The 13,999-nt window shown below is 68.5% G+C and carries 15 protein-coding genes; 11 read left to right on the top strand and 4 right to left on the bottom strand.

What is annotated here, in order from left to right:
- Positions 1–29 precede the first annotated feature (29 nt).
- From betA to betI, 4 genes are read right to left on the bottom strand one after another with little or no spacing between them, the layout of a single operon-like run.
- Complete coding sequence (betA, locus tag ACLJK8_RS08090) at positions 30–1,679, bottom strand: choline dehydrogenase (protein ID WP_413149718.1); 1,650 nt, start codon at positions 1,677–1,679, stop codon at positions 30–32.
- Positions 1,679–2,335 (bottom strand): glutathione S-transferase family protein, encoded by a 657-nt coding sequence (locus ACLJK8_RS08085; RefSeq protein WP_413149634.1) that lies wholly within the window; start codon positions 2,333–2,335, stop codon positions 1,679–1,681. Before ACLJK8_RS08085 ends, betA begins: the two co-directional genes overlap by 1 nt.
- The gene (gene betB / locus ACLJK8_RS08080; protein ID WP_413149633.1) at positions 2,335–3,807 is read right to left on the bottom strand and encodes a betaine-aldehyde dehydrogenase; all 1,473 of its coding nucleotides are present in this window, start codon (positions 3,805–3,807) and stop codon (positions 2,335–2,337) included. Before betB ends, ACLJK8_RS08085 begins: the two co-directional genes overlap by 1 nt.
- A 14-nt stretch (positions 3,808–3,821) precedes the next feature.
- Positions 3,822–4,505, bottom strand: coding sequence for a choline-responsive transcriptional repressor BetI (gene betI / locus ACLJK8_RS08075; RefSeq protein ID WP_413149632.1), 684 nt, complete (start codon positions 4,503–4,505; stop codon positions 3,822–3,824).
- 151 nt (positions 4,506–4,656) lie between these two features.
- On the opposite strand from betI, the gene ACLJK8_RS08070 reads away from it, so the two are divergent.
- From ACLJK8_RS08070 to ACLJK8_RS08020, 11 genes are all read left to right on the top strand, one after another.
- Positions 4,657–5,601 carry a choline ABC transporter substrate-binding protein gene (locus ACLJK8_RS08070; protein WP_413149631.1) on the top strand — a complete coding sequence of 315 codons (945 nt, stop codon included), beginning with the start codon at positions 4,657–4,659 and terminating at the stop codon, positions 5,599–5,601.
- An 18-nt stretch (positions 5,602–5,619) separates the two neighbouring features.
- Positions 5,620–6,441 (top strand): choline ABC transporter permease subunit, encoded by an 822-nt coding sequence (choW, locus tag ACLJK8_RS08065; protein ID WP_413149629.1) that lies wholly within the window; start codon positions 5,620–5,622, stop codon positions 6,439–6,441.
- 10 nt (positions 6,442–6,451) lie between these two features.
- Positions 6,452–7,498, top strand: coding sequence for a choline ABC transporter ATP-binding protein (gene choV, locus ACLJK8_RS08060; protein WP_413149628.1), 1,047 nt, complete (start codon positions 6,452–6,454; stop codon positions 7,496–7,498).
- A 433-nt stretch (positions 7,499–7,931) separates the two neighbouring features.
- Positions 7,932–8,594 carry an alpha/beta hydrolase gene (locus ACLJK8_RS08055; protein ID WP_413149626.1) on the top strand — a complete coding sequence of 221 codons (663 nt, stop codon included), beginning with the start codon at positions 7,932–7,934 and terminating at the stop codon, positions 8,592–8,594.
- Positions 8,591–8,890, top strand: coding sequence for a GNAT family N-acetyltransferase (locus tag ACLJK8_RS08050; protein ID WP_413149625.1), 300 nt, complete (start codon positions 8,591–8,593; stop codon positions 8,888–8,890). The genes ACLJK8_RS08055 and ACLJK8_RS08050 overlap by 4 nt, the downstream gene beginning before the upstream one ends.
- 79 nt (positions 8,891–8,969) lie before the next feature.
- On the top strand, positions 8,970–9,908 hold the full coding sequence (locus ACLJK8_RS08045) for a pirin family protein (RefSeq protein WP_413149624.1): 939 nt from the start codon (positions 8,970–8,972) through the stop codon (positions 9,906–9,908).
- 322 nt (positions 9,909–10,230) lie between these two features.
- The gene (locus ACLJK8_RS08040) at positions 10,231–11,184 is read left to right on the top strand and encodes a diacylglycerol/lipid kinase family protein (RefSeq protein WP_413149622.1); all 954 of its coding nucleotides are present in this window, start codon (positions 10,231–10,233) and stop codon (positions 11,182–11,184) included.
- 4 nt (positions 11,185–11,188) lie between these two features.
- A complete protein-coding gene (locus ACLJK8_RS08035; RefSeq protein WP_413149620.1) occupies positions 11,189–12,001 on the top strand; it encodes a metallophosphoesterase family protein in 813 nt (270 codons plus the stop codon).
- A gap of 73 nt (positions 12,002–12,074) precedes the next feature.
- On the top strand, positions 12,075–12,896 hold the full coding sequence (locus ACLJK8_RS08030) for a S49 family peptidase (protein WP_413149619.1): 822 nt from the start codon (positions 12,075–12,077) through the stop codon (positions 12,894–12,896).
- 56 nt (positions 12,897–12,952) lie between these two features.
- Positions 12,953–13,147 carry a hypothetical protein gene (locus ACLJK8_RS08025; protein ID WP_413149618.1) on the top strand — a complete coding sequence of 65 codons (195 nt, stop codon included), beginning with the start codon at positions 12,953–12,955 and terminating at the stop codon, positions 13,145–13,147.
- 15 nt (positions 13,148–13,162) lie between these two features.
- A complete protein-coding gene (locus ACLJK8_RS08020; protein ID WP_413149617.1) occupies positions 13,163–13,945 on the top strand; it encodes an SDR family oxidoreductase in 783 nt (260 codons plus the stop codon).
- Positions 13,946–13,999 lie beyond the last annotated feature (54 nt).

Here is a 13,999-nt window from a genome sequence, read left to right as displayed (position 1 = left end):
TCGGCACGCCAGAGTCAACGCGGGCCCGGTCAGCGATCGCTCTCGCGCCAGCGCGGGTTGATCCACGGCTCCGCCTCGACCGGGGGTAGCGGCGTCCGCCCGAGGATGTGATCCGCCGCCTTCTCCCCGACCATGATCGAGGGCGCGTTCAGATTGCCGTTCGTCACCCGGGGGAAGATCGAACTGTCGGCGACGCGAAGCCCGTCGACGCCGATCACGCGGCATTCGGGATCGACCACGGCCATCGGATCGTCCTTGGCGCCGATCCGCGCGGTGCCGCAGGGATGGTAGGCGCTCTCGACATGCTCGCGGATGAAGCCGTCGAGTTCGTCGTCGCTCCGGACCTGGGCGCCGGGCTGGATCTCGTCGCCGGAAAACGGCGCGAAGGCGTCCTGGGCGAAGATCTCGCGCGTGAGCCTCACGCAGTGACGGAAATCCGCCCAGTCCTTCTCCTCGCTCATATAGTTGAAAAGGATGCGCGGCGCCGTCGCCGGGTCGGCGGAGGCGAGCCGCACCGTCCCGCGCGAGGGCGAGCGCATCGGGCCGACATGCGCCTGGAACCCGTGCCCCTTCACCGCCGACTTGCCGTCGTAGCGCACCGCGAGCGGCAGGAAATGGTACTGGATGTCGGGATATTCGACACCCGCCGCCGACCGGACGAAGGCGGCCGATTCGAACTGGTTCGAGGTACCGAGCCCGACCTTGGCGAGAAGCCACTGCATCCCGATCCGCGCCATCGCCGGATAATTGTAGTAGCGGTAGAGCGTGATCGGCTGGAGGCTCTTCATCTGGATGTAGAGTTCCAGATGATCCTGCAGATTCGCACCCACCCCGGGGCGGTCGGCGACGAGCGGGACGCCATGTTCCGCGAGATGTCCGGCCGGACCGATGCCCGAGAGCATCAGGATCTTCGGCGTGTTGATCGAGGAGGCGGCGACGATGACCTCGCGCCGCGCGCGGACGATCTCCTTCACGCCGCCGCGGCTGACCTCGACGCCGGTGGCGCGGCCGTCCTCGATGATCACCCGCTCCGCGAAACACTGGTGCACCTTGACGTTGCCGCGCCGCATCGCGGGCCGAAGATAGGCGTTGGCGGCGGACCAGCGGCGGCCGCGCCAGACCGTCTGCTCCATCGCTCCGAAGCCTTCCTGCTTCTGGCCGTTGTAGTCGTAGGTCAGTTCGAACCCGGCCTGCGCCCCGGCCTCGACGAATGTGTGATAGAGCGGGTTGCGCCGCGGCCCCCGCGTCACATGCAGGGGGCCATCGGTGCCGCGCACAGCCGAATGCCCGCCGTGCCAGCTCTCCATCCGTTTGAAATAGGGCAGCACATCGGCGTAGGACCAGCCCGCCGCGCCGCTCTCGGCCCAATGGTCGAAATCGCGCGCGTGGCCGCGGACATAGACCATGCCGTTGATCGAGGATGAGCCGCCGAGCACCTTGCCGCGCGGCGTCGCGAGCACGCGGCCGCCGAGATGCGGCTCGGGCTCGGTCCGGAAGCCCCAGTCGTAGCGGGTCATGTTCATCGGATAGGAGAGCGCCGCCGGCATCTGGATGAAGGGTCCGATATCCGAGCCGCCGAATTCCAGCACGAGGACGGAGGTCGTCCCGTCCTCGCCGAGCCTGTAGGCCATCGCGGAGCCGGCGGAACCGGACCCGACGATGACGAAATCCGCCTCCATCATGCTCCGTGAACCTTCAGCGCGGAGTAATCGACCATCACATGCTCCTGATAGGCGGGCCGGTCGGTCAGCCGGTCGTAATAGGCCGAGAGGACCGGCCGGTGCTCGCGATGGATGTCGAGCGTGAAGTAGCGATAGAGCGACTGGCCGATCATGATGTCGGCGAGGGTGAAATGCTCGCCCATCACGAAAGGCTTGTCGCCGAGCTGGATCTCGAGGATCTGGAGGTCGGCGTCGAAGACGCGGATCGCCTCCTCCACCGCCGCCATGTTCCGCTTCTCCGTCGTCACGAAACAGAGCTGGCGGAAGATCGGCGCCGTGAAATGCCCCTGGAGCGTCACCTTCCCCCATTCCGCCCACATCTCGAGCGGAGCGCGCTTGATGACGTCATGCGGCCAGAACGGCGCGCGTCCGTGGCGGCCGGCGAGATAGCGCAGGATCGCGCCGCTCTCGAAGAGCGTCACCTGGTCGTCCTTCATCACCGGGACGAGGCCGTTCGGATTCATCGCCCGGAACTCGGGCGTATCGGTGCCGCCGAACCGGTGGCCATAGTCATGCCGCTCGAAATCGAGCCCGAGCTCGGCGAGGCCCCAGAGGACCGCCTGAACGTTCATCGAATCGGCGCGGCCGAGAATGGTGATCTGTTTGTCGCTCATCAGTAGGGTGCCTCCACCGGGCCAGCGCCGACATAGACGGACTTGATCTGGCTGTAGTGTTCCAGCGCGGCATGGCCGTTCTCGCGGCCGATGCCACTGCCCTTGACCCCGCCGAAGGGCGCTTCGACGGGCGTGAGATTATAGGCGTTGATCCAGGTCGTCCCGGCGCGGAGCGCGCCGACGACGCGGTGCGCCCGGGCGAGGTCGGCGGTAAAGACGCCCGCCGCGAGGCCGAACTCGGTCGCATTGGCGCGGGTGATCACCTCCTCCTCCTCGGAGAAGCCGAGGACGCTCATCACCGGGCCGAAGATCTCCTCCCGCGCGATGGTCATGGTGTCGGCGACCTCGGCGAAGACGGTGGGCTGGACGAAGAAGCCGCCTTCGAAGCCCTGAAGCGTGGCACGCGCGCCCCCTGTCAGCAGCCAGGCGCCCTCGTCCTGTCCCTTGGCGATGTAGTCCATGACCTTCTCGCCCTGCGCCGCCGAGACGAGGGGGCCCATCTGGGTCTCGGGATCGAGCGGGTCGCCGATCCGGATCGCCTCGGCCCGTTCGGCGAGCCGCGTCAGGAACCGCGCGCGCACCCCGTCCTGCACGAAGACGCGGGTGCCGTTCGAGCAGATCTGGCCCGAGGAATAGAAATTGCCCAGCATCGCGCCGCCGATCGCCGAATCGATGTCGGCGTCGTCGAAGACGATCAGCGGCGACTTGCCGCCAAGCTCCAGCGTCACATGCTTGAAGCTCTCCGCCGCGCCGGCGTAGACGCGACGGCCGGTCCCGACCGAGCCGGTGACCGAGACCTTGGCGATCGCGGGATGCGAGACGAGCGCGGAGCCGACCGGGCCGGTGCCTTGCACCACGTTGAAGACACCATCCGGCAGGCCCGCCTCCTTGAAGATCTCGCCAAGCTTCAAGGCGCCGAGCGGCGTGACCTCCGAGGGTTTGAAGATCATCGCATTGCCGCAGGCGAGCGCCGGCGCCGCCTTCCAGCAGGCGATCTGACTCGGGTAATTCCAGGCGCCGATGCCGGCGCAGATGCCGAGCGGCTCGCGCCGGGTGTAGACGAAATCGCCGCCGAGATCGATGTGCTCCCCGGTCATCGTCGCGGCGAGCGCGCCGAAATATTCGAGAGCGTCGGCGCCGGAGGGCCAGTCCGCGACCTCGGTCTCCTGGATCGGCTTGCCGGTGTCGAGCGTCTCGAGCCGAGCCAGTTCGGGCCCGCGCGCACGGATGATCTCAGCCGCGCGGCGCAGCACCCGGCCGCGCTCGGCGGGCGGCGTGCGTGACCAGACCGCGAATCCATCGCGCGCGCTCGTGACCGCGGCCTCGATGACCTCGCCCGTCGCCTCGGTGAGCGTCGCGATCACCTCGCCCGTCGCCGGGTAGTGGACGGGCAACGCGGCCCCGCCCTCGCCGGGCAGGAGTTGCCCCCCGATCCAGTGGGAGCCGAGGGGCTGAACGTCACGGTCATTCATTCGGAAGTCTCCGGTCAGGGGGCGGTCGGATCGACACGGGCGGTCGAAGAGTCGATCGAGGAGTCTGGCTGCGCGTCCGCCGATGGGCAGGTCGCGCCGGGCGCGGTCCGATCGCCGGTCGCGACGAGATGGCAGTCAACGTAGTCTTCCACGATGGCAATCGCGGCGGCCGGATTCACCACGCGCCCGCGCAAGGCCTCGCGCAGGTAGACCCCATCGATCAACGCGCCGAGCGCCTCGGCGATCCCGTCCACCTCCTCCTCGGGCAACAGGCCGCGCAGCGCATGGCGCAGGTTGGTGTGCAACCGCCGCTGGTAGACGGCGAGCAGCCGGGCGGCGCCGGGCGAGGACAGCGCCTTGGCATAGAAGGTCAGCCAGGCGGTGATCGTCGCCTGATGGAACTGGTCGTCGCCGAAACTGCCCTCGATGATCGCCGACAGCCGCTCGCGCGGCGTCTCCGCCCGGCGCAGCCGTGTCCGCACGCCGTCGGCGAATTCGGACAGAAGGTGCCGCATCGTGGCGAGAATCAGATCTTCCTTGCCGCCGAAATAGTGATGCGCGAGGGCGGAGGAGACGCCAGCCCGATTCGCGATCTGCGCCACGGTCACTTCCAGCGTGCCGCGGTCGGAGATCTCGCGCAGCGCGGCGCCGATCAGCGCGCGCCGCCGCATTTCGGTCACCGCGATGCGCGGGGGCATGGCCACCTCCTCGTTAAGAAATTTATTGACTGATCAATCAATAAAGGTTTTCCTTGCTCGGGTCAATGAATTCACGCGAGCCTGCATCCACCGCGTGGCCGAGCAAGTCCGCGCCCGCGCCCCGCGCCACAAGCCCCGGGAGACCGTCGAAATGAAAGCCACCCTGACCGCCATCGCCATCGCCGCTCTCCCCCTTCTCGCCGGGACGACGGCCACCGCGGCCGAGCCCGAAAGCTGTGCCAGCATACGCTTCTCCGATGTCGGCTGGACCGACATCACCGCCACCACCGCCACCGCGCGCGCGATCCTCGATGCGCTCGGCTACGAGACCAGCGTGGACCTCCTTTCGGTGCCCGTCACCTATGCGAGCCTCGCGCGCGGCGACATCGACGTCTTCCTCGGCAACTGGATGCCGACGATGGCCGCCGACGTGGAACCCTTCCTGAAGGACGGTAAGGTCGAGACGATCCGCGTCAATCTCGAAGGCGCGAAATATACGCTCGCCGCGTTGAACAGCCTCGCCGAGGCGGGTCTCAAGGACTTCTCCGACATCGCCGAATTCGCCGACCAGCTCGACCACAAGATCTACGGGATCGAGCCTGGCAACGACGGCAACCGCCTGATCCTCGACATGATCCAGAGCGACACCTTCGGCCTCGGCGACTTCGAACTGGTCGAAAGCTCCGAGCAGGGCATGCTCGCGCAGGCCTCGCGGGCCGAGCGGCAGGGCGGGGGCATCGTCTTCCTCGCCTGGGAGCCGCATCCGATGAACGAGAACCTGAACCTCACCTATCTGACCGGCGGCGACGAGGTGTTCGGCGCCGATTTCGGCGGCGCCGAGGTGCTGACCAACACCCGCGCAGGCTATGTCGCCGAATGCCCGAATGTCGGCAAATTCCTCGAGAATCTCGGCTTCACGCTCCAGATGGAGAACGCGATCATGGGTGGCATCCTCGATGACGGCCAAAGCCCGGAGACCGCGGCCGCCGAATGGCTGAAGGCCAATCCCGACGCGCTCACCCCCTGGCTCGACGGCGTGACCACCCGCGACGGCGGCGACGCGATCGAGGCGGTCAAATCCGCGCTCGGCGCCTGATCGAGGTAGGCGGAGACGATGGAAAGCATTCCCAAGATCCCGGTCGGCAGCGTCGCGAGCGATGTCGTCGACTGGCTGACGATCAACGGCGCCTGGTTCTTCGATGGCCTCGCGAATATCGTGAACTGGCTCATCGACGGCATCCTCTGGGCGCTGCAGGCGCCGCCGCCGCTCGTCATCATCGCGCTCTTCGCCGCGATCGCCTGGTATCTGCAGCGCTCCTGGATGACCGTCGCCCTGGTGGTCGTGGGCTTCCTCTTCATTCTCAATCAGGGCTATTGGGACGAGACGACGCAGACCCTGACCCTCGTCCTCTGCGCGGTCATCGTCTGCATGGGCCTCGGCGTGCCGATCGGGATCTACGCGGCGCATCATCCGCGGTTCTACTCCTGGCTCCGGCCGCTGCTCGATCTGATGCAGACGCTGCCGACCTTCGTCTATCTGATCCCCGCCATCGTCTTCTTCGGCATCGGCATGGTGCCGGGGCTGATCGCGACGACGATCTTCGTCATCCCGGCGCCGATCCGGCTCACCTATCTCGGCGTCATCTCGACGCCGAAGGAACTCAAGGAGGCGGGGCTTTCCTTCGGTGCCACGCCGAATCAGCTGCTGCGCAAAGTCGAGCTTCCCTATGCGCTGCCGCAGATCATGGCCGGGCTGACGCAGACGATCATGCTCTCGCTCTCGATGGTGGTGATCGCCGCGCTCGTCGGCGCCGATGGCCTCGGCGTGCCGGTGGTGCGCGCGCTCAACACCGTGAACACCGCCCTCGGCTTCGAGGCGGGTCTCGTCATCGTCGTGGTCGCGATCGTGCTCGACCGCGTCTTCCGGCGCGATTGAGGAGGCGGCGATGGAACAGATGATCCATTTCGACAAGGTCAACATCGTCTTCGGCAACGAGCCGGAACGCGCGCTGCCGCTGATGGACAAGGGCCAGAGCCGGAGCGAGATCCAGCAGGCGACGGGTCAGGTGCTCGGCGTCCACAATTGTTCGCTCGACGTGGCCAAGGGCGAGATCAGCGTGCTGATGGGGCTCTCGGGCTCGGGCAAATCGACGCTCCTGCGCGCGGTCAACGGGCTCAACCCGGTGACACGGGGCTCGCTCCTCGTGCGCGGCAAGGACGGGCGGCCGATCGACGTGGCGACCGCGGGCCCGCAGGCGATGCGGGAACTCCGCCGCGGCGGCGTGGCGATGGTCTTCCAGCAGTTCGGCCTGTTGCCCTGGCGCACCGTGGTCGAGAACGTCGCACTCGGGCTCGAACTCGCGGGCGTCGGCCATGAGGAACGGATCGGCAAGGCGCGCGAGGTGCTCTCGACCGTGAACCTGCAGGACTGGGGCGACAAGAAGGTCTCCGAACTTTCGGGCGGCATGCAGCAGCGCGTCGGCCTCGCCCGCGCCTTCGCGACCGACGCGGAGATCCTGCTGATGGACGAGCCCTTCTCGGCACTCGACCCGCTGATCCGGACGCGGCTTCAGGACGAACTGCTCCAGCTTCAGGACCGGCTGCACTGCACGATCCTCTTCGTCAGCCACGATCTCGAGGAAGCGGTGAAGATCGGCAATACGATCTCGATCATGGAGGGCGGCCGGATCGTCCAGACCGGGCGGCCCGAGGATATCGTGCTGAGACCGGCGACCGGCTACGTCGCGGATTTCGTGGCGCATCTCAATCCGCTCAGCGTGCTGCGCGCGGAGGATGTGATGGAGACGCGGCCTGAGCTGGCGGGGTTGACCGACGCGGGCCGAAGCGTGCCGGGCGACCTCCCGCTCCGCGACGCGCTCGGCCATTTCGCCGAGAGCGCGGTTCCGCTCTCGGTCACGGACGCGGATGGCAAGGTCGTTGGCGAGATCACGCAGGCTGCGATCTTCCGCACGCTCGCCAAGGGCGTCGCCTGAGCCTGTACCGGCACCGCCGCGGCCGCGCGCGGGGCGCGTGCGCCGCGCCGGAAAAGCGAGGGCCACTGGACGGCGGGCACCCCCCGAGGACCCTCCGTCCGGGTCGCGCGGCGTGAAAGCGGCGGGACGCCCCCCACCTGAACACATTCGATCTACAATGCTGCCCGACCCGCCCTGCCCGTTCTCCGGCGCGACGCGGCTTCCGGATACATTCCACCCGTTAAGGCGGGGTAAAACGGCGATCGGCCTTGGCATTTGTTCCCACTTCTTCGACAATCAGATGCGCTCACGGGGATTTGTCGCGGCACCGGTCAACCCCACCTCCATGCATGGCAATCGGATATGGAAGGGAGTGACATGCACCATCGGATCACATGGACAGGTCGCGCCGGGGCGGATCTCGCGCGCGGCGCCTTCACCGGGAGGGCCGTTCATGACCGCGCTTCGGACGGCTGACGGCTACACATTCGCGGATGAAGGCGGCGTGGGGAGCGGGGGAGCCGCCCCGACCCTGTTGCTGTTCCACGGCACCGGCGGCGACGAGCGGCAGTTCCTGTCGCTCGCCCGTGAATTCATGCCCGGCGCGCGGCGCATCGCACCGCTGGGTGATGTCTCGGAGGGCGGCGCCAGGCGCTTCTTCCGGCGGCGGGCGGAAGGCGTCTACGACATGGACGACCTCGCACGGGCCACGGCGCAGATGGCGGATTTCGTCGCCGCGCGGGTGGCGGAGACGCCGGTGTCGAACGGGATGGAGCGGGGCGGGCCGGTCATCGGTCTCGGCTATTCGAACGGCGCGAACATCCTCGCGAGCACGATCATCGCGCGGCCGGATCTCTTCGACGCCGCCGTGCTGATGCATCCGCTGATCCCGTGGGAGCCCACGCCCCGGGCGATCGGGACCCGCATCCTGATCACCGCCGGGGAGCGCGACCCGCTCTGCCCCGCTCCCGCCACGAAGGCCCTCGCGCGCTGGTTCGGGGAACAGGGCGCGGCGACCACCGTCCACTGGCATCCGGGCGGCCATGAGGTTGACCGGAGCGAGATCACCGCCATTTCGAAGTTTCTGGAGAGGGAGCGCGAAAGGGCCGCGGCATGAAAATCGATCCGGATGCGATCACGCTGGAGGACGGCGGCACGCGCGGCCGCTACGTCTACCGGCTGAACGGGGTGGAGGCGGAGATGACCTTCTCCAAGGCCGAGGAGGACAGGCTCTGGATCGTCGATCACACCGGCGTTCCCGAGTCGCTCGGGGGCCAGGGCATCGGCACGGCGCTCGCGACCCGCGCCGTCGTCGATGCCCGGGCGGCGGGACACAAGATCCTGCCGCTCTGCTCCTTCGTGGCGGAACAGTTCCGCCGCCACCCGGAATGGAGCGATGTCCTGAACGCCTGAGGCACGAACGCCCGCCGGGGCCGGGCGCCCCGGGGCGGCCAACAACCAGCCTGAGCCCGACGAAGAGGAGGATTGCCAAATGAGCTGGAACCCGACGCTGGACCCCGTCTGCCCCGATGCGACGGCGATGGAATCGATCGAGACGCTGATCATCCCCCGCGCAAGGGATCTCGGCGGTTTCGAGGTGCGCCGCGCCCTGCCCTCGGCGAAGCGCCAGATGGTCGGACCGTTCATCTTCTTCGACCAGATGGGCCCGATCGAATTCCTGACCGGACAGGGCATCGATGTCCGTCCGCATCCGCATATCGGCCTCGCCACGGTCACCTATCTCTTCGATGGCGCGTTCCGGCACCGCGATTCGACCGGCGCCGACCAGCTGATCCGCCCGGGCGAAGTGAACTGGATGACCGCGGGCGAAGGCGTCACCCATTCGGAACGGACCACCGCCGAGGCCCGGGCCAATCCGACGCGCGCCTTCGGCATCCAGACCTGGGTCGCGCTGCCCGAGACGGCGGAGGATTCTCCGGCGCGGTTCGAGCACGCGGGCAAGGACAGCCTGCCTATGCTCGACGCCGAGGGCATCAAGGCGCGGCTGATCCTGGGCCACGCCTATGGCAAGACGGCGCCGGTCACGACCTCCTCGGAGATGTTCTATCTCGACGTGGAACTCGCGCCCGGGGCGGCGCTGCCCATGCCGGACGACCATGAGGACCGGGGGGTCTATGTCGCGCAGGGCTCGGTCGAAGTCGCGGGGCAGACCTTCGAGGACGCGCGGATGCTCGTCTTCCGGCCCGGCGACAGGATCGCGCTCCGCGCAGGCCCCGCGGGCGCGCGGCTGGTTCTGCTCGGCGGCGCGACGATGGGCGGGCCGCGCTACATCTACTGGAATTTCGTCGCCTCGTCGAAGGAGCGGATCGAGGCGGCCAAGGAAGCCTGGCGCGCCGGCGACTTCCAGCACGGGCGCTTCCGCCTTCCGGCCGGCGACGATCAGGAGTTCATCCCCCTCCCGGACCGGTAGGGCACCGCTACCGGCTCGTCGGCCCCTCACGGCCAGTCCGCGCCCGCCGCGAGCGCGGCGCGGATCTCCGCCCCATGCTCGTCGAGCCGGGGCGGCGGCCGGTTCTCCGCCGTTGCCGCGGGCGATCACCAGCGGGCCATCCTTCGTCGCGAAGACCTGATAGGGCACGATGCTGGGTTGGGGCGTTGCCGAGGCGGCGGGGCACGGTGCCGCGCGGGCCCCGAATGCGATAGCCGTGCTGGGTTGGTCGTGATGCAACCAATTCCGCAGCCAAGCATTGAAAGGCCGGGACGTTTCCAACCATCGAGAGCCGCGACACCCCGTGAGTGCATCCAGACCCGACATCCGCGTCATCCTCAACATCGGGTCCGGCAAGCGCCGGGGCCATGCGCTCGTCCAGGAACTGGAGGAGGAATTCAGCCGCTATCCGGGACGGTTCGACCTCGCGCGCGTCAAACCGGGCTCCGACATCCCCGCCGAGGCACGCCGGGCGGTGGAGGAAGGGTTCGAGACCGTCGTGGCCTGCGGCGGCGATGGCACGATCTCGAGCGTCGCGCATGGCGTGGCCGGGACGAAGGCGCGGATGGGCGTGCTCTCCTTCGGCACCTTCAACTATTTCGCCCGTTCGCTCGACCTGCCCGACTCGACAGAGGACAAGGTCCGGGTGCTCGTCGAGGGCGAACCGCGCACGATCGACATCGGCACGGTCAACGGCAAGGTCTTCCTCAACAATGCGAGCCTCGGCGCTTATGCGCGCATCCTCGAGCGCCGCGAGGGGATCTACAAGCGTTTCGGCCGCAGCCGGCTCGCCGCCTTCTGGTCGGTCTTCGTCTCGCTCGCCGACGGCCGCGAGCCCATGGTGCTGCGCGTGACGGTGGATGGCGTGGAGCGGCGGGCCCGGACGCCGCTCGCCTTCGTCGCCGCGAATGCCTTCCAGCTCGAGCGCTTCAGCCTTCCGGGCACCGAATGCATCCGCGACGGCCAGTTCGCGCTCTTCCTCGCCCCGGACGGCAGCCCGCTCGAACTGATGGGCGTCGCCTTGCGCCTCGGGCTCCACAAGCTGGACCCGGAACACGATTTCGAGCTTGTCTGCGGCCGGGAAATCCTTGTCGAATGCGGGAAGCGCCGGCGGCTGGTCGCCCGCGACGGCGAGCGGTCGAAGATGGCATCGCCCTTCCGCTTCGAGATGCGGCGGGCCGGGCTCACCGTTCTGGTTCCGCGGGCGACCGAGCGCGCGGCGGCGGAAGAGGTGGTGGAGGAAGAGAAAGTCGCCTGAGCCGATGCGCCGTCTCGCCCACCTCTCCGACCTGCATTTCGGCCGTGACCGTCCGGAACTGCTCGATCCGCTCATCACGGCGGTCAATGACCTGAAGCCCGACGCGATCGCGATCTCGGGCGATCTGACACAGCGTGCGCGCCGGCGCCAGTTCGCCGCCGCGCGCGATTTCGTCGACCGGCTGGCCGCGCCCTGCCTCGTGGTTCCGGGCAATCATGACGTGCCCCTCGACCGGCCGCTCGCCCGGCTGTTTTGGCCGTGGAGCCGCTACCGCGAGGCTTTCGGGCGGGATCTGGAGCCGGTCTGGTCCGATGACGAGATGACCCTCGTCGGCGTCAACAGCGTCAACCCCTTCGCCTGGCAGCGCGGATGGGTCGCACGCCGCGCGCTTGCCCGTGTCCGCAAGGTGCTGGCGCGCACGCCCGCGAACCACGCCCGCGTCATCGTGATGCACCATCCGCTCGAACACCTGCCCGACGAGCGCAAGCGGCTCACCCATGGCGCGGAGCGCGCGGTGAACGCGCTCGCCGCCTCCGGGGCGGATGTCGTCCTCTCCGGTCACCTGCACAGCTGGCGCGCGGATGCCTTCGCCGAGCGCGAGGGCCGGGTCGGCGTCGTGCAGGTCCAGGCCGGCACCGGCCTCTCGAACCGGCTGCGCGGCGAGCAGAACGACTTCAACCTGCTGAGCTTCAGCGGGCCGGACCTGACGGTCGAGCGCTATGTCGCCGCCGATGACGAACAGTTCTCCCATACCGGGACCGCCTGCTTCCGCTCCGGCTCCGACGGCTGGGAAACCCTGAGCAAGCCCGCCGCGTGAGCGTCGTGTCCTCTCGCCCCTTGCCCGGCACCGTGGACGGGCCTAAATCGGTGCGATGACCGGGATCAAGCGCATGTTCGGCGACATCTTCAACCGCGTCCGGGGGCGGCGGCGGCCGACCGTCTCCGTGCTCCGGCTGGAGGGCGTGATCGGCGGAGCGGCCCGCTTCGGCGGAGCGGGCCTCAATGACGCGGCGCTCGCACCCCTGATCGAAGCGGCCTTCAGCCGGGGCAAGCCCAAGGCCGTCGCGATCGCGATCAATTCGCCCGGCGGCAGCCCGGCGCAGTCGAGCCTCATCGCCGCGCGCATCCGCCGGCTCGCCGACGAGAAGAAGGTGCCGGTCCATGCCTTCGTCGAGGATGTGGCGGCTTCCGGCGGCTACTGGCTCGCCACCGCCGCCGACCGCATCCACGTGGATCGCAACAGCATCCTCGGCTCGATCGGCGTCATTTCCACGAGCTTCGGCTTCCAGGAGTTCATCGCCCGCCACGGGATCGAGCGCCGGGTGCATACCGCCGGCGAGGACAAGAGCATGCTCGATCCCTTCCGCGCCGAACGGCCGGAGGACGTGGCGCGGCTCGAAGGATTGCAGGCGGTGATCCACCGCAACTTCATCGATCAGGTCCAGGCGCGCCGCGGCGACCTGCTCCGGGGCGAGAACCTGTTCACCGGGGATTTCTGGCTGGGCGAGCAGGCGATCGAACTCGGGCTCGCGGACGAGGTGGGCCATCTCGTTCCGACGATGCGCGCGCTCTACGGCGAGAAGATCCGCTTCCAGCCGGTGACGCCGCGACGGCCGCTCCTGCGCCGGCTTGGCCTGCCCGGCGTCTCGGAAGCCATGGCGCGGATCGAGGACGGGGCGCTCTGGGCCCGGTTCGGCGCGCGGGCGCCCTGAGATGCCAGAGGTACGATGCTTGGGCGCGATGCTTGAGGTGAGATGCTGAAGGTCAGATGCTGAAGGTCGTGACCACCGTTCTGCTCGTCGGGCTGCTTGTCAGCATGGTCATGCGCGCGGTCTTCCCCCCCGATCCCAAGAAACGCGGACCCAAGAAGCGCATCGAAACCGCGAAGAAATGCCCCGAATGCGGCGCCTACCGGCTCGGCGACGGGAAATGTCCCACCCCCGGATGCCCCTCGCGGCGCTGAACGCGGAGAACGCCGATGACCGGAGCAGCCCTTGTGACAGGCGGTGCGCGGCGCCTCGGCCGCGCGATGGTGCTCGAACTCGCCGAGCGGGGACTCGATGTCGCGATCCACTACCACACCGGCGCCGAGGAGGCGGAGGCGCTCGCGGCGGAGATCCGCGACGTCGGGCTCGGCGCGGTCGCGCTCGGCACCGATCTGCTCGACCGGGCCGGGACGGCGGCGCTGGTCCCGGCCGCGACGGCGGCGCTCGGTCGGCCGCTGACGGTGCTGGTGAACAGCGCCTCCCTCTTCGAGCACGACACGGTGGCAAGCGCGACCTGGGAAAGCTGGGACCGCAACGTCGGGACCAATCTCCGCGCGCCCTTCGAACTGACGCAGGCCTTCGCGGCGCAGGCGCCCCGCGCGGTTCCGGACGAACGCGGCGAGCCGGTCGCGCGCGCCTGCGTCGTCAACATGATCGACCAGCGGGTGCGCAAACTGACGCCGGAGTTCACAACCTACACGATTGCGAAGATGGGCCTCTGGGCCTTGACGCGCACCGCCGCGCAGGGGCTCGCCCCGCATGTCCGCGTCAATGCGATCGGACCCGGACCGACGCTGATCGCCCCGCGCCAGTCGCCCCGACATTTCGCCGAGCAGCGGGCGAATACCATTCTCGAACGCGGCTCGAATCCGGAGGAGATCCGGACGGCGCTGCGATTCATCCTCGACTCACCGGGGTTTACGGGTCAGCTTCTCTGCGTCGATGGTGGCCAGCATCTGGGCTGGCTGACACCGGATGTGCGGGGCCTGGAATAGCCCGGAGACCCCAGGAACACCGCTCCGCGACGCTCCGCCGCTTGACTTTTCCAC

This window comes from Amaricoccus sp. W119 (genome assembly GCF_047275745.1).
In the GTDB taxonomy this organism is placed as follows: Bacteria; Pseudomonadota; Alphaproteobacteria; order Rhodobacterales; family Rhodobacteraceae; genus Amaricoccus.
The sequence above is the reverse complement of the archived record's forward strand: the minus strand, read 5'-3'. Positions and strand labels throughout refer to the sequence as shown.

Coding starts and splice junctions, on each gene's coding strand:
- betI (WP_413149632.1), bottom strand. CDS start 4,505: ATGCCCCCGCGCATCGCGGTGACCGAAATGCGGCGGCGCGCGCTGATC.
- ACLJK8_RS08035 (WP_413149620.1), top strand. CDS start 11,189: ATGCGCCGTCTCGCCCACCTCTCCGACCTGCATTTCGGCCGTGACCGT.
- choV (WP_413149628.1), top strand. CDS start 6,452: ATGGAACAGATGATCCATTTCGACAAGGTCAACATCGTCTTCGGCAAC.
- ACLJK8_RS08085 (WP_413149634.1), bottom strand. CDS start 2,335: ATGAGCGACAAACAGATCACCATTCTCGGCCGCGCCGATTCGATGAAC.
- ACLJK8_RS08020 (WP_413149617.1), top strand. CDS start 13,163: ATGACCGGAGCAGCCCTTGTGACAGGCGGTGCGCGGCGCCTCGGCCGC.
- choW (WP_413149629.1), top strand. CDS start 5,620: ATGGAAAGCATTCCCAAGATCCCGGTCGGCAGCGTCGCGAGCGATGTC.
- ACLJK8_RS08050 (WP_413149625.1), top strand. CDS start 8,591: ATGAAAATCGATCCGGATGCGATCACGCTGGAGGACGGCGGCACGCGC.
- ACLJK8_RS08030 (WP_413149619.1), top strand. CDS start 12,075: ATGTTCGGCGACATCTTCAACCGCGTCCGGGGGCGGCGGCGGCCGACC.
- betA (WP_413149718.1), bottom strand. CDS start 1,679: ATGGAGGCGGATTTCGTCATCGTCGGGTCCGGTTCCGCCGGCTCCGCG.
- ACLJK8_RS08055 (WP_413149626.1), top strand. CDS start 7,932: ATGACCGCGCTTCGGACGGCTGACGGCTACACATTCGCGGATGAAGGC.
- ACLJK8_RS08045 (WP_413149624.1), top strand. CDS start 8,970: ATGAGCTGGAACCCGACGCTGGACCCCGTCTGCCCCGATGCGACGGCG.
- ACLJK8_RS08070 (WP_413149631.1), top strand. CDS start 4,657: ATGAAAGCCACCCTGACCGCCATCGCCATCGCCGCTCTCCCCCTTCTC.
- betB (WP_413149633.1), bottom strand. CDS start 3,807: ATGAATGACCGTGACGTTCAGCCCCTCGGCTCCCACTGGATCGGGGGG.
- ACLJK8_RS08025 (WP_413149618.1), top strand. CDS start 12,953: ATGCTGAAGGTCGTGACCACCGTTCTGCTCGTCGGGCTGCTTGTCAGC.